A 20022-nucleotide genomic window follows, 5' to 3' on the forward strand; every position below is an offset into this window, starting at 1 on the left:
GAAGGCGCCATGCCCGACAGGCAAACTCAAAGTTAATTAAAAATCGATAACCGCACGAACCACAAGCGTTAAACATCCGGCTAATAAGCACCGGAAAACACCTCACACCTCTATACAATGCCGCAGCAGCAGCAAATATTGTGCTGATCGCAGGAAATTGTGCTTAATGGGAGGCCAAAATTCTCGGAACCGGATGCAATATCTTGAAAACCAGTTCCTTTAAAATTTCTGATTCGCTCATATCGCCGCCAGTAATGCCCTTCACCTGCAGGTCGGCCACCCGGATATGGTGAATGATGTCCACCACGCGCATGAGCGGAAAAACCCGCAGCGCCAGCATGTACTCCTTTACCAGGAAGCCACGGTTGCCCAGGCTCTTCCGCACCCCGGACTCTGACTTATCTGCGGACTGGTGCAGGGTCAAAAGCTTGGTGAAAAACGTAAAGAGCAGACTCAGGTTAGGTATAAGGGGGTTATTTTTAGGATTCGCCTCAAAATACTGCACGATCCGGTTGGCCTTGAGCGCATCCTGGGCGATGAGTGCCGACTGCAGCTCGAAAATGTTATACTCCTTGCTGATGCCTACGTTCTCCTGCACCACCCGCTCGTCTATCATCTGCCCGGGCTGCAGGTTGATCAGCAGTTTGTCTATTTCATTGGCCTGCCGTGACAGGTCGGCGCCGATAAACTCGCTGAGCAGCAGCACCGCTTTGGGACTGATTTGCAGGCCTTTGCTTTTCACGTATCCGGTAATCCAGGCAGGCACCTGGTTATCGTAGAGCTTCTTGGTGGTCAGCAGCACGGCATGTTTCTGCACTACTTTGCCCAGCGACTTTCGTCCATCCAGGGTTTTGTGCTTATGGCAGAACACCAGTATGGTAGAAGGCAGTGGATTTTGCAGATAGGCCTCCAGCTGTCTGATTCCTTCTTCCCGCTCCAGGTCTACAATACTTTGCGCCTCTTTCACAATCACAACCTGCCGTTCGGACATCATCGGGAAGCGCTTGGCCTGCAACAGCACCGTGGCCACATCCACATCCTTGCCATATACCACCACCTGATTGAAGCCTTTTTCGTGCTCCTGCAGCGCGTTAGCCTCTATAAAGTCAGCGATCTGGTCAATGTAAAAGGGCTCCTCGCCTTGCAGGAAATATACAGGGGCGAACTGCCTTTTCTTCAATTGCTCCAGGATGCCCTCCGGGGTGTGCGACATGGTGTGGGTCAGGTATAAGGTAGTGACGGATCAGGTATACAGACACCAAATATACAGCTATCTGCGCTGCAAATGAAAGGCAGAAGTACCAAAAAAGGAATAAACCTCCGATATGTTCCTCTCCCCCTGCCTAATGCATATTCAAGATAGATAACACTGTGGTCTCCTGTATGAAGCTTCAATCTTTAGGTATAGCCAGGGCCTTTAACTACATGTAAGTAAAAAGCTTATTCTTATAAGCAAAAGTACTTTCCGTATACTGCTACAGGTATAGCTCTTGCTGGATATGGCAACCCCTATACCTGAAAGCTGTTTGCGGTATGACTCGGTTGTGAGGGAATTACAGACCGCGAATCTGCCAACTCTTTCCTATATTTGCTCCAAACTGACGATTTTTTAGGCTTACATGAATCTGATAGAAGAATTAAGATGGAGAGGCATGCTCCACGATTTCATGCCCGGTACAGAAGAACAACTGGCTTCCGGTATGACCACTGGTTATATCGGATTCGACCCGACCGCATCCTCATTGCATATTGGTAACCTGGCCACCATCATGCTGCTCGTGCACCTGCAGCGTGCCGGCCATAAGCCGATCGCGCTGGTAGGCGGTGCCACCGGCATGATCGGTGACCCATCCGGCAAGTCGGCCGAGCGTAACCTGCTCGACGAAGCGACCCTGCAAGCCAACCAGGCAGGTATACGCAAGCAGTTGGAGAAATTCCTGGACTTCAATTGCGGTGAGAATGCTGCCGAGATCGTGAACAACTACGACTGGTTTAAAGAGTTCAGCTTCCTGGGCTTCCTGCGTGAGGTGGGCAAGCACCTGACCGTAAACTACATGATGGCCAAAGACTCGGTGAAAAAACGCATCAGCGCCGACGAAGAAGGCAACCGTGCCGAGGGCCTCTCCTTTACGGAGTTCTCTTACCAGCTCATACAGGGGTACGATTTTTACCATCTGTACAAGAACAAGAACGTGCGCCTGCAGATGGGCGCCTCGGACCAGTGGGGAAATATCACGACAGGAACCGAATTGATCCGTCGTATGGACGACGGCAAAGCCTTCGCCCTGGTAGGCAAACTGGTGACCAAAGCGGATGGCACCAAATTCGGCAAGTCCGAGGGTGGCAACGTATGGCTCGACCCGGCTTATACCTCCCCTTACAAGTTTTACCAGTTCTGGCTGAACCTGTCGGATGAAGAGGCTGAAAAGCTGATCAAGGTATACACACTATTGCCTCAGGACGAGATTGAGCGCTTAACCGAAGAGCACAAACAGGCGCCTCATTTGCGTGTATTGCAAAAAGCCCTGGCTAAAGATGTTACAATTCGCGTGCATTCCGAAGAAGATTACAAATCAGCTGTCGATGCCTCTGAAATTTTATTTGGAAAAGGTGATTTAGAGACCTTAAAAGGCCTAAAAGAGGATGTTTTGCTGTCTGTATTCGAAGGCGTGCCGCAGATAGAGGTAAGCAGAAATAACTACGAAGGAGCGGCCACAGTAAGCGATCTGCTTTCAGACGTGACAGGGGGCCATATTTTCGAATCGAAGGGCGAGGCCAAGCGCATGATCAAGAACGGGGGCGTGAGTATCAACCGCCAGAAGATCCAGGGAACGGAAGAACCTGTGAATTACGAGTTGCTGCAGGAAAAATACCTGGTGGTGCAGAAAGGGAAGAAAAACTATTTCCTGGTTTCCGTTAACTAATTGATAAACAGCTATTTATAAACAAGAAAGGTGATCTTTGCAGATCACCTTTCTTGTTTTTTGGTGCTTTAAGAAGCTTATTTCTTCTCTGGAGTGCTGTTTTTCATGTCCTGAACTTCCTTACGGATGTCCTGTGCCATGTTTTTCAGGTCCTGCATGCCTTTGCGTACTCGCGTACCGGCAGCTGCATTGTTCTTGTCATAGAATTTTTCGAAGTCAGCTTCCAACGACATTACAAGGTCCTTGAGTTTGCTAAAGTTGTTGTTCATTTGAGGTGTTAATTATAGTGAAACATTTGTTTTTACTGCTCCAATATACACATTAAATGATAACATGCAAAGATTAGCAAACTTTAATATAGGCCTCCAGAGCAAATTAAACAGATACTGCTGACTTAGAGTATAGGCCTTTATCTAGTTTTTGTGCAATCTTTTCAAAAGCGTCGATCGTCTCTTTCACATCGTCCAGGGTATGCACAGCCGTAGGGATCAGGCGAAGCATGATCACGTCTTTTGGCACAACCGGATAAACCACGATGGAGCAGAAGATGTTGTAGTTCTCACGCAGATCGAGTGTCAGCTGGGTTGCATCCGGAATCTGGCCGTTCAGGAACACTGGCGTAACCGGTGACTCCGTGGTACCGATATTGAAGCCTTTTTCGCGAAGACCTGACTGCAGGGCGTGCACGACCTCCCATAGCTTATCCTTCAGTTCCGGCTGGGTACGCAACAGCTCCAAACGCTTGATGGCACCGATCGTCAGTGGCATTGGCAGCGACTTGGCAAAGATCTGAGAGCGCATGTTGTAACGCAGGTACTCTACCACTTGCTCATTGGAAGCAACAAAAGCACCGATGCTGGCCATGGATTTGGCGAAAGTAGAGAAGTAAACGTCGATACCGTCCTGGCAGCCTAAATGCTCACCCGTGCCGGCACCGGTCTTACCCATGGTACCGAAGCCGTGCGCATCATCCACAAACAGGCGGAAGTTGAATTTTTCCTTCAGCTTCACGACTTCGTCCAGCTTGCCCAGGTTACCGGACATACCGAACACACCCTCGGTGATCACCAGAATGGCACCACCCGTGTTTTCAGCCCAGCGCGTGGCACGCTCCAGCTGCTTCTCCAGGCTGGCCATGTCGTTGTGCGAATACACAAAGCGCTTGCCCTGGTGCAAACGAACACCGTCAATGATACAGGCATGCGACTCGGCATCGTATACAATCACATCGTGGCGGTCAACCAGCGCGTCGATGATAGACACAACACCCTGGTAACCGAAGTTCAGCAAAAGGGCGTCCGGCTTCTGCACGAAATCCGCCAGTTCCGACTCCAGTTGCTCATGATAATTGGTGTTGCCAGACATGATGCGGGCACCCATTGGCGTGGCCATACCCCAGGCCGCAGCGGCTTCGGCATCAGCTTTGCGCACTTCCGGGTGGTTTGCCAGGCCCAGGTAGTTGTTAAGGCTCCAGGTAAGCACCTCTTTGCCCCTGAACTTCATACGCGGGGCAATTTCCCCTTCAAGCTTTGGAAACGTGAAATAGCCATGCGCATAATGTGAGTGGCTGCCTAACGGACCTCTGTTGGTCAACAACTTTTCAAATAAATCCACCTTGTGTTTAATTAAGTTACGGGATAATTTAAGGATTTTATGTAGTAGGTTATACTATATATTCAGTTCTTATTATACTGCCTGCAAATTTATGATTTTATAGATTCATAAACAATTTCTAATACGCCTCCCTCCCCTTTTTCGACAGCTCATTTTTAAGTTTGCCTGTTATGCTGTTTCTTTGAAGAAAAATAAAGCTAAGCTGCAGCATGAGAAAAATCAACAAGATACTGGTAGCCAACCGTGGTGAAATCGCCCTGCGCGTGATGCGCTCTGCCAAAGAAATGGGTATCAGCACGGTAGCCATCTACAGCGAGGCCGACCGCAACGCCCTGCATGTGCGCTACGCCGACGAAGCCGTTTGCGTTGGTGGTCCCAAGTCCAATGAGTCCTACCTGCGGGGTGATGTGATCATCGAGGTCTGTAAACGACTGCAGGTCGATGCGATCCACCCGGGCTATGGTTTCCTTTCTGAGAACGCAAATTTTGCCCGTCAGGTGCAGGAAGCCGGTCTGATCTTCATCGGACCTTCCCCGGAAGCCATCGAGCTGATGGGCAGCAAACTGGCCGCCAAAGCTGCCGTTGCCAGGTATAAGATCCCCATGGTGCCGGGCACGGAAGAAGCTATAACTGATGTCGAAGAGGCCAAAGTGATCGCCTCAAACGTTGGATTCCCGATCCTGATTAAAGCAAGCGCCGGTGGTGGTGGCAAAGGGATGCGCGTGGTGGAGAGCGTGGAGGTGTTCGAAGAGCAAATGAAGCTGGCTGTCAGCGAAGCGACTTCTGCCTTTGGCGACGGCTCCGTGTTCATCGAAAAATACATTGGTTCGCCGCGCCACATCGAAATACAGGTGCTGGGCGATACGCACGGCAACATTGTGCATCTGTTTGAACGTGAGTGCTCCATCCAGCGCCGTCACCAGAAAGTGATCGAGGAAGCGCCATCTGCAGTCCTCACTCCCGAACTTCGGGATGAAATGGGCCGCTGCGCTGTGGACGTGGCCAGAGCCTGCGACTATGTAGGAGCCGGCACGGTGGAGTTTCTGGTAGATGAAAACCTGAACTTCTATTTCCTGGAGATGAACACTCGCCTGCAGGTAGAGCACCCGGTAACAGAGCAGATCACAGGCCTGGACCTGGTGAAAGAGCAGATTCTGATCGCCGAGGGCAAACCCCTCCACTTCCGCCAGGAGGATCTAAAGATAAACGGCCATGCGCTGGAACTGCGGGTGTATGCTGAAGATCCGGCCAACAACTTCCTGCCGGACATCGGCCGCCTGGAAACCTACGTGCGCCCGCAAGGGCTAGGCGTGCGTGTGGACGATGGCTTTGAGCAAGGTATGGACATCCCGATCTATTATGACCCGATGATCGCAAAACTGGTGACATTTGGTAAAGATCGCCAGGAAGCCATCGAGAAAATGCTGCGGGCGATAGACGAATACAAGATCACAGGTATAGAGACCACGCTTCCTTTTGGCAAATTCGTGCTGCAGCACGAGGCCTTTGTTTCGGGTAATTTCGATACCAAATTCATTGAGCGCAACTTTACTCCTAGCGTATTGGAGGCCAAGCCAACAGAGGATGCGGAAGAAATTTCGGCTGTATTGGCAGCAATGCTACTAGGAAATAACAAGCCCAAGGTGAGCGCAACGAGTGCCGGCACACAGAATAATACTGTTTCAAACTGGCGCAAAAACAGGGTATAATCAGGTATAGCCTAGTCATAAAAAAGCAGAAGGGGCCGGTCAATCAACCGGCCCCTTCTGCTTATGCTTCAAAAGGAAATTAAACCAGATCAAAGAGGCTGCGAACCCCTACTTGTTTGGCAGAGGAAAAGCCCTCGCCAAATGTTACGCCAATGGCGTGACCATACTCCCGGGCCCGGGCTTCAATGAAATCCAGAAACTCAGGTGAGGAGATATAGGTGTTAGGCGAGCTGTCATCGGGGTTGTAAAACTGTGTTCGGAACGCCCGGATGGTTTCAAGTTTTTTCTCCCAATAGGGTGTCACATCCATCACGAAGTCAGGCTTGATGTACCGGTCCTGTATGAAATTGTAGGTAGCTTTTGGGCGCCATGCCTGCTGCTCCAAACCATCATCGCCCAAGGTCTTGATCATTTTGAGCCCGGCCAGGAAACAGGCCTCCGCCACTACTGCCGCACCGCGTCCGTGATCAGGATGACGGTCGTGCAGGGCATTCATCAACACAATATCAGGCTGGTACTGGCGCACTTTGCGCACGATCTGCAGCTGGTGCTCTTTGTCGTTGGCGAAAAAACCGTCGGCAAAGCCCAGGTTGTCGCGCACTGCAAGTCCCATGATCCGAGCGGCGTCCTCTGCTTCTGCCACGCGCTCTTCTGGTGTGCCGCGTGTGCCCAGTTCCCCGCGTGTCAGGTCTACTACCCCGGCACTTTTACCAGCGGCGATATGGGCAATCAGCGTACCGGCACAGCCAAGCTCTACATCATCCGGGTGTGCGGCAAAGGCAAGTATATCTAACTTCATGATCAATTGCTTTCTTATTTTATTCGGAGCGAACGTCCCACCTTCAGAGTCGTACGCGCGCTGATCCCGTTCAGTTTAGTGATCTGGCTGACAGAAACGCCATAGCGCTTGGCTATACCTGACAGGGTATCGCCGCTTCGCACCTTGTGGTAGCTTGCTTTGCGCGAGCCGCTACTGCTGCTCTTCGACTTGTTATAGTAGTTGAATAAAGCTGACGTGATGACGAAGCTTTGCCCTTTGAGCAGATAGTCAGGAAAGTCGTACATCAACTCCGGGTCCAGTGGGTTACCTTGGTAGCGCACCTCATAATGAAGGTGCGGGCCCGAACTACGGCCGGTGCTGCCACCCAAACCAATCACTTCGCCGGCCTTCACAAACTGGCCGGTCTCCGCAATGGTTCTACTCATGTGACCATAGAGCGTCTCCAAGCCATTGTAATGGCGCAGCACGATGTAGTTGCCATATCCACCGCCATCCCACTTATTAATGCGTACCACCCCGTCAAAAGCGGCGTAAATAGAGTCGCCGGTGTTGAGGTCGATGTCAGTGCCGTAGTGCCAGCGATACCCTCTGTGACCGAAACGACTGGTAACGGGCGTTTTCTCCAGGGGCATTTTGTAATCGCGTTTGGCCCTTGGATCATACAGCGTGATATCCACTGTGTCCTTTAACTGACGACCATCCATGCGGTAGGGGTTGATGTTTCGGGTATCCCAAATGGCATAGTAGCCTGCAATCTTAATCCAGGTAGAGTCGATCAGCACTTCTTCAGACACCTCTACAATATGCTGCTCCCCTAAGTCAAGTTCTGACGTGTCTTCACTAACGATGGACAGCTGTTTCTTTGGGTTAAAGAAAATAGACTTGCCAGCATCCGAATCATCCTCCGGAAACTCCTCATACTTGATCAAAATGGTGGTGTCAGGCCGTACATAATCTATCTTAGGCGACTTTACCTTAAAAAGATCCTTGACCTTACCCTGAGCAAAGGCACTGCCCGTCCCGGAAACGAGACAGAGCAAAAAGAGTGCAATCGTGAGGGGTGCTTTATACTTTAGCATTGTATTGAATATTAGGCGGAGCAGATTTATTAGGCTCAATGTCGCAAAACTAACTACCGCCATGCCATTTTATTGTGGTCATCTCCTGCCAGGTCAAAACAAATTGTGCCTGACAGGTATAACAAGCTGGTAACTTTAATGCAAATCCTGCGCGGACAGATAGCGTTCAGCGTCAAGGGCGGCCATGCACCCGGAGCCGGCTGCCGTCACGGCCTGTCGGTAGGTAAAGTCCTGCACATCACCACAGGCAAACACGCCGTCAATATTGGTTTTGCTCGTTCCCGGAATCGTACGGATATACCCATTTTCGTCCAGATTCAGGTAGTCAGCGAAAATGCCGGAGTTTGGCTGATGCCCGATCGCCACGAAAAATCCCTTCACCGGAATCTCGCGCAGTTCGTCTGTGAGCACATTGCGCACACGCACCCCTTCCACAGCGAATTCACCTAAGATGTCGTCCGTCACTGAATTCCAGAGTATTTCGATGTTCTTGGTTTTCTTGACGCGTTCCTGCATGATGGTAGAGGCACGCATTTCGTCACGGCGAACGATCATGTATACCTTACTGCAGATGTTGGCCAGGTAAGTGGCCTCTTCAGCGGCCGTGTCGCCGGCGCCAACAATCGCCACATCCTGACCGCGGTAAAAGAAACCATCGCAAACGGCACAGGCGCTTACCCCGCTGCCATTCAGACGGGCTTCCGACTCCATACCGAGCCACTTGGCCGATGCGCCGGTAGAGATGATCACGGTATGTGCTTCGATCACTTTCTGGTCGTCAATCGTCACTTTATGCGGCTGCGAAGAAAAGTCCACGGCTGTCGCGATGCCATACCTGACATCGGTGCCAAAACGCTCGGCCTGGCGCTTAAAGTCTTCCATCATCTGAGGACCGTTGATGCCATCCGGGTAGCCTGGGTAATTCTCTACGTCATTGGTGATGGTGAGCTGGCCGCCGGGCTGCAATCCCTGGTACAGCACAGGGTTAAGTCCGGCACGGGAAGCATAGATAGCTGCTGTATAACCAGCGGGGCCTGATCCGATGATCAGACATTTTACTTTTTCTATTTCCATGTTATGTGAGGCTTATTCGAAATTGGTTGCAAGTATACAAAAAATATGATGCTCTGCCTGCATACTTCCTGTGTTAATTAGCACAAACCCGGCAGAGGACGGGCTTCTTCTGCTAGAAATGCAAAGAGCCCTGACCTTACGGACAGGGCTCTTTGTAGTGTTTTTATGGGCTTAACCTAGGTAAGGCTTCAGTGCTTTGCTTCTGGAAGTATGACGCAGTCTGCGGATGGCTTTCTCCTTGATCTGGCGCACACGCTCACGGGTCAGGTTGAACTTCTCTCCGATCTCCTCCAGCGTTAATGAATGCTCACCGTTCAGACCAAAGTATAGTGTGATCACGTCGGCCTCCCGCTTGGTAAGGGTAGACAGGGCGCGCTGCACCTCTTTGCGAAGCGAGTCGTTCATCAGACCTGTGTCCGGTGATTCTTCGTCTTCGTTCTCCAGCACATCCAGCAGGCGGTTTTCCTCGCCCTGCACAAACGGCGCGTCCACTGATACGTGGCGTCCGGAGATTTTGAGTGTGTCCACCACCTCAGCAGTTGTCAGCTCAAGCACCTCTGCGATCTCCTCCGGAGAAGGCTCACGCTCGAACTTCTGCTCCAGTTCAGAAAATGATTTAGATATCTTGTTAAGAGAACCAACACGGTTCAGTGGCAGACGCACAATACGAGACTGCTCGGCCAGTGCCTGCAGAATAGACTGACGGATCCACCAAACTGCATATGAGATGAACTTAAAACCCCTTGTTTCATCGAAACGCTTGGCAGCTTTGATCAGACCCAGGTTTCCCTCGTTGATAAGGTCGCCTAGCGACAGACCCTGGTTCTGGTACTGCTTGGCCACTGACACTACGAAACGCAGGTTAGCTTTGGTTAACTTCTCAAGTGCAAACTGATCTCCCTCTTTGATTCTCTGAGCAAGCGATACCTCCTCATCCGGTGTAAGCAAATCGACTTTACCAATCTCCTGAAGGTACTTGTCCAGCGACTGGCTTTCGCGGTTGGTGATCTGTTTGCTTATCTTGAGTTGTCTCATCAGAGTATATTGTTATAACAAAAAAATGTGAAAATCTTAATTCCGGGCTCGGAGTGGTAACATCAGAAAATCGCGCAAAGTTCTTACATTTTACGAATAAAATCAAGAAGCATTTACGCCACGGCAAAACGTAATACTCCTGACGCCACTCCGCCTTATACGGAACGGGCATCAGGAGTATAAGATTTTAGGATTATTGTTGCGCTTCGGCGCCTGGCTTAGGTAGAATAGCCTTGCGTGACAGCTTAAACTTACCGGTTTTCTTGTCTACGTCGATCAGCTTCACTTTCACTTCTTCGCCAATTTCCAACACGCCATCCATGGACTCGAGGCGTTCGTGCTTGATCTCCGAAATGTGCAGCAAACCGTCTTTGCCCGCCATGAACTCTACAAAGGCCCCGTAAGGCTGGATAGATTTCACTTTACCAATGTAAACCTCTCCGATCTCAGGTTGTGCCACAATACCTTTGATCTTGCTCACGGCACTGTTCATGGATTCCTGGTTGCTGGCGAAGATGTTCACATGGCCTTTATCGTTCTTCTCTTCGATGATGATCGTAGCACCTGTGTCCTTCTGGATCTGCTGGATTACCTTACCGCCTGGTCCGATTACAGCACCGATGAACTCCTTGTCAATCACAATGTTGAATGAACGTGGGGTGTGCGGCTTGTAGTCAGCGTTAGGCGATGAAATGGTCTTGTTCATCTCGTTGAGGATATGCAGACGACCTTCTCTTGCCTGAGCAAGTGCCTGGCTCAACACATCGTGTGACAAACCCTGTACTTTGATGTCCATCTGGCAGGCCGTGATACCTTTGCTGGTACCAGCCACTTTAAAGTCCATGTCACCCAGGTGGTCTTCGTCGCCCAGGATGTCAGAAAGAACGGCGAAATTGCCCGTCCGCTCGTCTGTGATCAAGCCCATGGCTATACCTGAAACGCCATCCTTTACAGGAACACCAGCATCCATCAGGGCCAGTGAACCGGCACATACGGTCGCCATGGAAGAGGAACCATTAGACTCCAGAATGTCCGACACGATACGGATTGTGTATGGGTTCTCAGAATCTGCAGGAAGCACTTTCTTAAGGGCTCTGAGTGCCAGGTTACCGTGACCGATCTCACGACGGCCAGGACCTCTGTTTGGCTTCACCTCACCTGTTGAAAAGGCTGGGAAGTTATAATGCAGTAAAAACTTGTTGTATCCGGATACCATCGCACTGTCGATCATCTGCTCGTCCAGCTTAGTACCCAGGGTTACTGTCGTCAGGGATTGTGTCTCACCGCGTGTGAAAACGGCGGAACCGTGCGTAGCAGGCAGGTAGTTGATCTCCGACCAGATAGGGCGGATCTCATTCAGCTGACGGCCATCCAGACGCACGCGGTCGTTCAGAATCATGTTGCGAACAGCTTCCTTCTCCACATCGTGGTAGTAAGTCTTGATAAGCGTCATATCGTAGCCATGCTCCTCACCCAGTGACTCCACAAACTCATTCAGCACGGAAGCAAATCCTTCTTTACGCTCAGACTTGTTTGCTCTGCCACGCTTGGCAACTTCATAAGCCTTGTCGTAAGTGCCAGCGTATACCTTCTGACGCAACTCGTCGTTGTGTGTTTCGTGAGAGTACTCGCGCTTCTGCAGTTTGCCAACCATTTCGGCTAGCTCCATCTGCGCCTGGCACTGTACCTTAATGGCTTCGTGTGCGAAAGCGATTGCTTCGAGCATCTCTTCTTCAGAAACCTCGTTCATTTCGCCTTCTACCATCGCTACGCTGTCGATAGAGCCACCCACAATCATGTCGATGTCTGCGCTCTTCAGGTCAGAAGCTTTTGGGTTGATCACGAACTGTCCGTCGATACGCGCTACACGCACTTCAGAAATAGGTCCGTTGAAAGGAATATCAGAAACTGCCAGCGCTGCAGAAGCTGCCAGGGCGGCAAGCGCATCCGGCAAAATCTCAGCGTCGGCAGAGATCATATTTATCGTCATCTGCGTTTCGGCATGGTAGTCGCCCGGGAACATGGGGCGCAGGATACGGTCTACCAAACGGGAAATCAGGATTTCATAGTCAGAAAGGCGTGCCTCTCTTTTGAGGAAGCCTCCTGGGATTTTGCCAGAGGAAGCGAACTTCTCCTGATAGTCTACTGAAAGGGGCAGAAAGTCAACTCCCTCGCGGGCTTCCTTGTTAGAAACAACAGCTGCCAGTAGCATGGTGTTACCCATTCTTACTACAACAGATCCGTCGGCCTGCTTGGCTAATTTACCAGTTTCAATAATGATCTCCCGGCCATCCGGAAGAAAGATAGTTTTTGTGATCGCGTTTTGTGACATCTTCAATTATTATTTTTTAGCATCAAAAAGAACAGGGCTACCGTTTGCAGCCGCTGCTGGGGTACTGGCAAAGAGGAAGGGGAATATAAACCGGAATGGAAAAAAATAGGGAATCCCTGTCAGAAATTCCCTATTTTCTATAAGCTTATTTACGGATACCTAGCTCGGCGATGATCGCTCTGTATCTTTCAATGTCGTTTTTCTGCAGGTAGTTCAGAAGTCTTCTTCTTTTACCTACCAGCTTAAGAAGACCAAGACGCGTGCCGAAGTCTTTCTTATGAACCTTCAGGTGCTCTGTCAGATCAGCAATGCGCGTAGTGAACAGCGCGATCTGGCCTTCTGCAGAACCCGTGTCTGTTTTAGACTTGCTCAGGCTGTGCTTTTCAAAAATTTCTTGTTTCGCTTCAGTAGTTAATTTCATTGCGTATAAAAAATATCAATCTGTTATAATCAGTGGATAGTTTCCCGTATAAGCCGCAAAGTTAAATAAAATATCTATATTAAAAAACTTTTTGCAGCGAGTTATTTTGGCGCAGCGCTATATTTTGCTGCGCTTTAAACGGGTCATCAGTTTGCGCCAGAAGTCTATTTCGAGCAGACTGGAGTCGTTCTGCGCCTGATAAAGAAAGAACAAGCCAATCGGCAGCAGGATGGCATTGGCGCCCCACATCCCTGCCTCCACGGAGATCAGCCCCTCTCTTGCCCACTTCTCTCCCAGTATGCCCAACACGTACATCACGATGAAGAACATAATGGAGATAATTACGGGCACACCCAGACCACCCTTTTTAATGATGGCTCCCAGCGGTGCCCCGATCAGAAACATGATCACAATGGCAAATGACTGGGTATACTTCCGCCAAATCTCGATCTCGTAGTTGTTCGCGTCCCGGTTCAGCGTTGTCACCCGCTCTTTGTAGCTTCCGGTGAAGCTCTTCACATTGCGGGCTTTATTGGCCGCTACCATCATGACGTCCGCTGTAATAGGTGGCAGTACTTTCTTTTCATGAACTGAGTCAGGGAGCACTTTTGTAAGAGGCAGGCCGTTCTTCACCTGTCCCGTATCCGCTTTGAAATACATGTAGAACGGATCCACATTCGGGGCATACAGCCGGCGTTCCCGCATACCGGAATTGCGCAGCGAGTCGGTTACCGCTGTCAGTTGCCCGATGTTCTTCATCATCTTGTTATCCGAGAAGAGCTCTTCGCGGGTACGGCCCAACTCAAAAGACGCCAGACTGAAAATGATCTTGGTGGCATCAAACTTTTCGCGCACAAACTGCTCCGATGAATTCCGGAATCCCCCGTTGTTCTGATCGACGTAGGTATTTCCGCGGAACAGTTCCAGGATCAGGTAATTGTCATTGTACTCAGTATACATCTGTCCTGAATCGGCCAGAATCACCGTGGTGTTGTTGCCTCCTTTGGAGTGGTCGTAGATCATGATGTCGCGCAGGGAGCGGCCATCATCCAGTTTCTCATTTATTTTGATGCTGTAACCGGGCAGGCCGTTATAAAACGCTCCTTCTTTGAAGTTCATGGCCGGCTTTTTCTGCCTGATGTCCCACAGCAGACTGTAGGCCTTCAGGTTTGCCTTCGGAACCACGTAATTGTTGAAAAAGAAAGCTCCGATGGAAAGCGCGATCACAAAAAAGGCTACGGGTCGCAGAATACGCGGCAGGGCCACGCCTGACGTTTTGATGGCGGTGAGTTCGTGGTGCTCCCCCAGCGTGCCGAAGGTCATCAGGGCGGAAAGCAGCACGGCCAGCGGCAGTGCAACAGGCGCCATGTTGATGCTGAAATAAAACAGCAACTCAGCAAAAACGTCGTACCCAAGGTCCTTTCCCACCAGTTCATCGAGGTATTTGAGCATATACTGCGTGAGCAGAATAAACTCCACGATGGCAAACGTGAGGAAGAAAGGGCCTGCAAATGATTTAAGTATTAGCTTATCTAGTTTCTTCATGTGGGCCAGTTGGCATGCGGGCGTCTGAAAACCCGGTTATTTTCTCTAACACCGGAGTTTCAAAAATCGTGCAAAGATAAGCCTTTGGTGCTAAGATGTGCTACCCTCCTACTATTTCACGCAATTTCTGCAACAAATGCTCCCACAGCTCTTCCAACTCCTCTTCGTCATCCTCCTCCGAGTAGTCGACCACTTTCAGGTACTGTTCCTGCGTAAGTTCACTTGATTCAATAGAGAAATCGATATAGGATGGGTCCGAAGGGTGTGATTTGTCCTCGCTAAGAAAAATGAAGCGCACAGAGCGGTTAGTACGGTGGCTCGTCATCTCAGCCCAGTGGTTGCTGCCGTCCCAGAAAAAATTGAACAGCTTGTCCTCGTTTATGGAAACATCGTCACAGAACCACTGCGAAAGGCCACTTGGGGTGCTTAGGTATGGGTACAGCAAACGGGCAGATGCATTTATGGGGTACTCACGCACAAATTTCGTCTTGGTAGCTTTCATTATCTGTAGTTGTAAGTGACTGAGTAAGTATAGTATTAATTTCCGATTGGCTAAATATACAGAAATTAAAATATTTTTTTGTGCATCAATTGTTGCTTTTTTTAAAACTTACCCCTTATATTTGCACCACAATTCGGCGGGGTAGCTCAGATGGTTAGAGCGCAGGATTCATAACCCTGAGGTCGGCAGTTCGATTCTGCTCCCCGCTACAGAGCCCTGGATGCAAGTCCAGGGCTTTTTTTATGCTATCTTCCTCACTCCTTCTCAAACGACTTCAACAGGATGCGCGGTTGAATGTTGACCATCACCCATCCCCAGTCGGCGTAAGCTGATGCGTCGCCCGGCTTGATCGCGGCCATCGAGCGGCCTGCAAACAAATTGCTATACCCCACAGAAAACTGGATCTGGTCGGAGTGTTTGTACTGGAGCACCGCATCGAGCTCAGAGCCAAGATACCTGTTATTTGTGCCTGCATGCGTTTCTGAAGCATGTAGGTTTTTAGCCAGCGCAAAGTAGTGGTAGTCCAGCGAAATGCTATACCTGGGCTTGGGGCTAAATGTGGTCTTGAGGTAGGTATTGAGTAATCCGCCCTGCCGTGTGTCAGCTGGTACGTTGATAAAGTAATCCATGAAGCCATAGTACTTATGGTTGGTAGCATACAGCGTGTTAAAGGAATGCACCTTGCGCTCTTGCCCGGCCATACCTGACAAATAGGTGGTCCCTAATGTGAACCGGAAAGGCTGATAGGTATAGGCCGCTTCTGCTACCGCCAGGTAGGCCGCAATCTTTTTCCCGCTGCCGTGTTCGCCTGATTGTCGGTAAAGCGAGCCGTTAAATTGCAAGCGCTCGCGCTGGTAAGTCAGGTCCAGGCCATACGTATGCCGGAAGTATACGCCCCCCACGGTATCAGGCCGTTGGAAACCATCGCTGATGTGCATGGCTGAAACTGACAACTGGTCGCCCAACTGTTTCTGCGCCCACAGGAACCCCAGTACCTTGTAATTGTTCATGCTGTAATGGGTGTCAAATAAGGCTTCCTTTTCCTGATTGAAAGCACCACCCGCATCCACGCTTATACCTTGCCATCTTGCTTTAAGCAGTAGCCCATCGTGGCTGCGTGCCTGCTGCACCCAGTCCACATTGCCCAGCAAGCGGTCGTTGTTGTAGACGAACTCCTGCCTGCCAAGCCTGACAGCAAACTTATCTGATAAAGCAAGCTCACCCCAGGCCTCGTGCATGGCTGTGGAGGGCACGTCTTTCAGGTGTGCTTCATCACCCCATACCCGCACATCCTGCAGGCTAAACCGCGTCTGCACCTTGTCCTGCTTATAGTCGAGCGTAATTCTGGAGCGCTGGCTCACAAAGAATGCCCCGTCCTGCCCATTAGGCAGGCTCTGGTAGCCGTTGCGCCACTCAGCCCTGGGCCTGACCTGCGGAGTAAGGTATAGCTGCGCCCAGGCCGTTTCCAGCGGTAGCCACACTAAAACAGATAGCAGCAGCATTTTCAGTGTAAAACTTAGTTTCATAATCGCATCGCTTTATATGGTGAGTAATGTCGGCAGACGTGCACTGACCAGGAATCACTTATTTGCTGATGCGCACGCGACCGTAACGGTGCGAAGTAGTGCAACTTGATACCCTTATGCGATGACTGCCATCATGCGCAAAGATGACTTTGGTTAGTTTGCTGTAGGTATAAACGCAAAAAGGGCCTGACTTGCGTCAGGCCCTTTTTGGTCATATAGCGAAAGTAAATTACTTTACTTTGTCAACGATGCTCTTGAAAGCTTCCGGATGGTTCATCGCCAGGTCAGCAAGTACTTTGCGGTTCAGGTCGATGTTCGCTTTTTTCAGAGCGCCCATTAGCTGAGAGTAAGACATGCCATGCTCACGTGCACCTGCGTTGATACGCTGGATCCAAAGGGCGCGGAAATCTCTCTTTTTCGCTTTTCTGTCGCGGTAAGCATAAAGCAAACCTTTTTCAATTGCGTTTTTCGCAACTGTCCAGACATTCTTGCGACGGCCAAAGTAACCTTTGGCCATTTTCATCATTTTTTTTCTTCTGTGTCGCGCTGCGACAACGTTTACCGATCTAGGCATTTCTAAAAAGTTTTGGCGGCTGGTGATTAAGTGTAATCTTCAAAAGACCAGATGCCGGGTTCGTACTAAAAAATTAACCTTCTAACTCCGGGGAATTAGATTTGAAGCATCAGCTTCACTCTGTCCATATCAGCTGTGCTAACAAGGCCAGTGTGTGTCAAATTACGCTTCTGCTTAGTCGTCTTCTTGGTCAGGATGTGGCTTTTGTAAGCGTGCTTACGCTTAATCTTGCCAGTACCTGTCAAAGAAAAACGCTTCTTTGCACCAGATTTTGTTTTAACTTTTGGCATGTGTATATAATTAATTAAACAAATTACTTTTTAACAGGAGGAGCCACTTTTGGAGAAAGGATCAGGAACATTCGCTTTCCTTCCAATTTGGGCAGCTGCTCCACTTTCGCGATGTCCTCCAGCGCCTGGGCGAACTTCAGCAACAGGATCTCGCCTCTTTCCTTAAACACGATTGTACGGCCTACAAAGTGTACATAAGACTTAATCTTATAGCCACTCTCGAGGAAAGCCTTTGCATGCTTCAGCTTAAACTCAAAGTCGTGATCATCTGTGTTAGGGCCGAAACGGATCTCCTTGATGACTACCTTCTGAGCTTTGGCCTTCATCTCACGGGTTTTCTTCTTCTGCTCGTACTTGAATTTCGAGTAGTCGATGATACGGCATACCGGCGGATTAGCAGTTGGCGAAATCTCAACCAGGTCAAGATTCTGCTCGTTCGCTATTTTCTGAGCATCTCTGGTTGAGAATACTCCCTGCTCTACATTGTCACCAACTAACCTGACTTCTCTGGCAGTTATTTTATCATTGACTTTGTATGGCTCCTCCACTTTTCCGCGTGGGATGTAGCGCTTGTTTGGCGTAGCTATAGTTTTACCTCCTTAAGTTTAGTTTCTACAATCAGGGTGCGAATATCGCACATTTTATATCAAGAAAAAAATATCTCTTCTTAATTGTTCAGCATCTCAGCAATTTTTGACTGAAAGGTCACGATGAATTCATCCACCGTCATGGTGCCCAGATCGCCTTCTCCGTGCCTGCGCACCGACACAGCTCCGTTTTCCTGCTCCTTCTCCCCTACGATCAGCATGTAAGGCACTTTGCTCACTTCTGCATCGCGGATCTTGCGTCCGATCTTCTCGTCGCGGTTGTCCACAAAACCACGGATGTCGTTCTGCTGCAGTCGGTCGTATACCTGCTGCGCGAAGTCCTGGTATTTTTCTGAGATTGGCAATATGGCAAACTGCTCGGGACTGAGCCACAGCGGGAAGTTGCCGCCGCAGTGCTCAATCAGCACGGCCACAAAGCGTTCCAGCGAGCCAAAAGGCGCCCGGTGAATCATCACTGGGCGATGTTTGGCATTGTCAGCGCCGATGTATTCGAGCTGGAACCTTTCTGGTAAGTTATAATCCACCTGAATAGTTCCCAACTGCCATTTACGGCCCAGCGCATCGCGCACCATAAAGTCAAGCTTTGGACCGTAAAACGCGGCTTCGCCCAGTTCGGTTACAGTGGTGAGCCCCTTCTCAGCGGCAGCCTCGATAATGGCACTTTCGGCTTTTTCCCAGTTCTCGTCTGAGCCGATGTATTTGGCTTTGTTCTCCGGATCACGCAGGGAAACTTGGGCGGTATAGTCTTCAAAACCAAGCGCTTTGAACACATACAGCACTAAGTCAATTACCTTGATGAACTCTTCCTTCACCTGGTCCGGACGGCAGAAAATGTGCGCATCGTCCTGCGTAAAGCCACGCACGCGGGTCAGGCCGTGCAGCTCGCCGCTTTGCTCGTAGCGGTACACAGTACCGAACTCAGCAAAACGCACAGGCAGCTCTTTGTAAGAGCGCGGACGGGTTTTATAGATCTCGCAGTGGTGCGGGCAGTTCATTGGCTTGAGCAGGAACTCTTCGTTCTCGTTCGGCGTCTTGATCGGCTGGAAGGAGTCGGCGCCATACTTCTCGTAGTGACCGGAAGTAACGTATAGCTCCTTGCTGCCGATGTGTGGCGTTACTACAGGCTGGTAGCCTGCTTTCACCTGGGCCTTGCGCATAAACTGCTCGAGTCGCTCGCGCAGCAGCGTGCCTTTCGGCAACCACAGTGGCAAGCCCATACCTACCTTCTCAGAGAAGGCGAACAGCTCCAGTTCTTTGCCCAGCTTGCGGTGATCACGTTTCTTGGCTTCTTCCAGGCGCTCCAGGTATTCTGTCAGCTCCTTCTGTTTTGGGAAGGTGATGGCATAGATACGTGTTAGCTGCTTGCTTTTCTCGTCGCCTCTCCAATAGGCGCCAGCCACATTCATGAGTTTGGCAGCCTTGATGAAGCCAGTATTCGGAATGTGCGGCCCGCGGCAAAGGTCCACGAAGTTGCCCTGAGTATAGAAGGTGATCGTACCGTCTACCAGATCCTGGAGCAAGTCCAGCTTGTACTGGTCGCCTTTTTCAGTGAAATACTGGATGGCATCCGCCTTTGAAACTTCCTGACGCACATACTCATTCTTGGCGCGTGCCAGTTCCAGCATTTTCTGCTCTACCTTGGCAAAGTCATCCTGCGAAAAGGTTTTGCCCTCTCCCAGGTCCACGTCGTAGTAAAAGCCGTTCTCGACAGGCGGTCCGATGCCGAACTTTATACCTGGGTATAGCTCTTCCAGGGCTTCAGCCAATAAGTGAGCCGAAGAGTGCCAGAATGTATTTTTGCCCAGATCGTCGTTCCAGGTGAGCAGTTGCACACTGGCGTCTTCTTCTATGGGGCGAGACAGATCCCAAACGGAACCGTTCACCTTTACGGCCAAAACATTGCGGGCGAGTCCTTCGCTAATGCTGCTGGCGATCTCAAGACCTGTTACGCCTTTCGGATACTGGCGTACAGAGCCATCTGGCAAAGTGATGTTGATCATGTTTTTTT

18 protein-coding genes and 1 tRNA gene are annotated in these 20022 nt (G+C 50.2%); 3 read left to right on the top strand and 16 right to left on the bottom strand.

What is annotated here, in order from left to right:
• Positions 1–163: 163 nt before the first annotated feature.
• A complete protein-coding gene (gene holA / locus IEV97_RS00825) occupies positions 164–1213 on the bottom strand; it encodes a DNA polymerase III subunit delta (RefSeq protein ID WP_188499618.1) in 1050 nt (349 codons plus the stop codon).
• A 406-nt stretch (positions 1214–1619) separates the two neighbouring features.
• Between holA and tyrS the strand changes: the two genes are divergently transcribed.
• Positions 1620–2924, top strand: coding sequence for a tyrosine--tRNA ligase (gene tyrS, locus IEV97_RS00830; RefSeq protein ID WP_188499619.1), 1305 nt, complete (start codon positions 1620–1622; stop codon positions 2922–2924).
• A 77-nt stretch (positions 2925–3001) separates the two neighbouring features.
• Here the strand turns inward: tyrS and IEV97_RS00835 are convergent, their stop codons facing one another.
• Both IEV97_RS00835 and IEV97_RS00840 read right to left on the bottom strand, forming a co-directional pair.
• Positions 3002–3193 (bottom strand): BF3379 family histone-like protein, encoded by a 192-nt coding sequence (locus IEV97_RS00835; protein WP_116543523.1) that lies wholly within the window; start codon positions 3191–3193, stop codon positions 3002–3004.
• Positions 3194–3299: 106 nt separating this feature from the next.
• Positions 3300–4538, bottom strand: a complete 1239-nt coding sequence (locus tag IEV97_RS00840; protein WP_188499620.1) for an aminotransferase class I/II-fold pyridoxal phosphate-dependent enzyme — start codon at positions 4536–4538, stop codon at positions 3300–3302.
• A 209-nt stretch (positions 4539–4747) separates the two neighbouring features.
• Here IEV97_RS00840 and accC point away from each other — a divergent pair, with 209 nt between their 5' ends.
• A complete protein-coding gene (gene accC, locus IEV97_RS00845; RefSeq protein WP_188499621.1) occupies positions 4748–6247 on the top strand; it encodes an acetyl-CoA carboxylase biotin carboxylase subunit in 1500 nt (499 codons plus the stop codon).
• Between the two features lie 79 nt (positions 6248–6326).
• Here the strand turns inward: accC and bshB1 are convergent, their stop codons facing one another.
• From bshB1 to IEV97_RS00885, 8 genes are all read right to left on the bottom strand, one after another.
• Positions 6327–7046 (bottom strand): bacillithiol biosynthesis deacetylase BshB1, encoded by a 720-nt coding sequence (gene bshB1 / locus IEV97_RS00850; protein WP_188499622.1) that lies wholly within the window; start codon positions 7044–7046, stop codon positions 6327–6329.
• 14 nt (positions 7047–7060) lie between these two features.
• Positions 7061–8107, bottom strand: coding sequence for a M23 family metallopeptidase (locus IEV97_RS00855; RefSeq protein ID WP_188499623.1), 1047 nt, complete (start codon positions 8105–8107; stop codon positions 7061–7063).
• 135 nt (positions 8108–8242) lie between these two features.
• Entirely contained in the window at positions 8243–9181 is a 939-nt protein-coding gene (trxB, locus tag IEV97_RS00860) for a thioredoxin-disulfide reductase (protein ID WP_188499624.1), read from the bottom strand.
• A gap of 171 nt (positions 9182–9352) precedes the next feature.
• Positions 9353–10216: a sigma-70 family RNA polymerase sigma factor gene (locus IEV97_RS00865; protein WP_007656436.1), complete on the bottom strand. Its 864-nt coding sequence runs from the start codon at positions 10214–10216 to the stop codon at positions 9353–9355.
• Between the two features lie 193 nt (positions 10217–10409).
• Positions 10410–12548, bottom strand: coding sequence for a polyribonucleotide nucleotidyltransferase (gene pnp / locus IEV97_RS00870; protein WP_188499625.1), 2139 nt, complete (start codon positions 12546–12548; stop codon positions 10410–10412).
• A 145-nt stretch (positions 12549–12693) separates the two neighbouring features.
• Positions 12694–12969: a 30S ribosomal protein S15 gene (rpsO, locus tag IEV97_RS00875; RefSeq protein WP_116543530.1), complete on the bottom strand. Its 276-nt coding sequence runs from the start codon at positions 12967–12969 to the stop codon at positions 12694–12696.
• A gap of 117 nt (positions 12970–13086) precedes the next feature.
• Positions 13087–14514, bottom strand: a complete 1428-nt coding sequence (locus IEV97_RS00880; protein WP_188499626.1) for an LptF/LptG family permease — start codon at positions 14512–14514, stop codon at positions 13087–13089.
• Between the two features lie 100 nt (positions 14515–14614).
• Positions 14615–15016, bottom strand: a complete 402-nt coding sequence (locus IEV97_RS00885) for an START-like domain-containing protein (RefSeq protein WP_188499627.1) — start codon at positions 15014–15016, stop codon at positions 14615–14617.
• Positions 15017–15151: 135 nt separating this feature from the next.
• Between IEV97_RS00885 and IEV97_RS00890 the strand changes: the two genes are divergently transcribed.
• Positions 15152–15225 (top strand) — tRNA-Met (locus IEV97_RS00890).
• 45 nt (positions 15226–15270) lie between these two features.
• Here the strand turns inward: IEV97_RS00890 and IEV97_RS00895 are convergent.
• From IEV97_RS00895 to thrS, 5 genes are all read right to left on the bottom strand, one after another.
• On the bottom strand, positions 15271–16542 hold the full coding sequence (locus IEV97_RS00895) for an alginate export family protein (RefSeq protein ID WP_188499628.1): 1272 nt from the start codon (positions 16540–16542) through the stop codon (positions 15271–15273).
• 229 nt (positions 16543–16771) lie between these two features.
• A complete protein-coding gene (gene rplT / locus IEV97_RS00900) occupies positions 16772–17116 on the bottom strand; it encodes a 50S ribosomal protein L20 (RefSeq protein WP_007656428.1) in 345 nt (114 codons plus the stop codon).
• A gap of 95 nt (positions 17117–17211) precedes the next feature.
• Positions 17212–17406 (bottom strand): 50S ribosomal protein L35, encoded by a 195-nt coding sequence (gene rpmI, locus IEV97_RS00905; protein WP_076666337.1) that lies wholly within the window; start codon positions 17404–17406, stop codon positions 17212–17214.
• 23 nt (positions 17407–17429) lie between these two features.
• Entirely contained in the window at positions 17430–17954 is a 525-nt protein-coding gene (infC, locus tag IEV97_RS00910) for a translation initiation factor IF-3 (protein ID WP_188499629.1), read from the bottom strand.
• Between the two features lie 119 nt (positions 17955–18073).
• Positions 18074–20014, bottom strand: coding sequence for a threonine--tRNA ligase (gene thrS, locus IEV97_RS00915; protein ID WP_188499630.1), 1941 nt, complete (start codon positions 20012–20014; stop codon positions 18074–18076).
• Positions 20015–20022: the final 8 nt, after the last annotated feature.

This window comes from Pontibacter amylolyticus (genome assembly GCF_014638845.1).
In the GTDB taxonomy this organism is placed as follows: domain Bacteria; phylum Bacteroidota; class Bacteroidia; order Cytophagales; family Hymenobacteraceae; genus Pontibacter; species Pontibacter amylolyticus.

What these genes read in the sequence shown, in the direction of transcription:
- holA (WP_188499618.1), bottom strand. Translation starts at nt 1,213, where the DNA reads ATGTCGCACACCCCGGAGGGCATCCTGGAGCAATTGAAGAAAAGGCAG.
- tyrS (WP_188499619.1), top strand. Translation starts at nt 1,620, where the DNA reads ATGAATCTGATAGAAGAATTAAGATGGAGAGGCATGCTCCACGATTTC.
- IEV97_RS00835 (WP_116543523.1), bottom strand. Translation starts at nt 3,193, where the DNA reads ATGAACAACAACTTTAGCAAACTCAAGGACCTTGTAATGTCGTTGGAA.
- accC (WP_188499621.1), top strand. Translation starts at nt 4,748, where the DNA reads ATGAGAAAAATCAACAAGATACTGGTAGCCAACCGTGGTGAAATCGCC.
- bshB1 (WP_188499622.1), bottom strand. Translation starts at nt 7,046, where the DNA reads ATGAAGTTAGATATACTTGCCTTTGCCGCACACCCGGATGATGTAGAG.
- IEV97_RS00855 (WP_188499623.1), bottom strand. Translation starts at nt 8,107, where the DNA reads ATGCTAAAGTATAAAGCACCCCTCACGATTGCACTCTTTTTGCTCTGT.
- trxB (WP_188499624.1), bottom strand. Translation starts at nt 9,181, where the DNA reads ATGGAAATAGAAAAAGTAAAATGTCTGATCATCGGATCAGGCCCCGCT.
- IEV97_RS00865 (WP_007656436.1), bottom strand. Translation starts at nt 10,216, where the DNA reads ATGAGACAACTCAAGATAAGCAAACAGATCACCAACCGCGAAAGCCAG.
- pnp (WP_188499625.1), bottom strand. Translation starts at nt 12,548, where the DNA reads ATGTCACAAAACGCGATCACAAAAACTATCTTTCTTCCGGATGGCCGG.
- rpsO (WP_116543530.1), bottom strand. Translation starts at nt 12,969, where the DNA reads ATGAAATTAACTACTGAAGCGAAACAAGAAATTTTTGAAAAGCACAGC.
- IEV97_RS00880 (WP_188499626.1), bottom strand. Translation starts at nt 14,514, where the DNA reads ATGAAGAAACTAGATAAGCTAATACTTAAATCATTTGCAGGCCCTTTC.
- IEV97_RS00885 (WP_188499627.1), bottom strand. Translation starts at nt 15,016, where the DNA reads ATGAAAGCTACCAAGACGAAATTTGTGCGTGAGTACCCCATAAATGCA.
- IEV97_RS00895 (WP_188499628.1), bottom strand. Translation starts at nt 16,542, where the DNA reads ATGAAACTAAGTTTTACACTGAAAATGCTGCTGCTATCTGTTTTAGTG.
- rplT (WP_007656428.1), bottom strand. Translation starts at nt 17,116, where the DNA reads ATGCCTAGATCGGTAAACGTTGTCGCAGCGCGACACAGAAGAAAAAAA.
- rpmI (WP_076666337.1), bottom strand. Translation starts at nt 17,406, where the DNA reads ATGCCAAAAGTTAAAACAAAATCTGGTGCAAAGAAGCGTTTTTCTTTG.
- thrS (WP_188499630.1), bottom strand. Translation starts at nt 20,014, where the DNA reads ATGATCAACATCACTTTGCCAGATGGCTCTGTACGCCAGTATCCGAAA.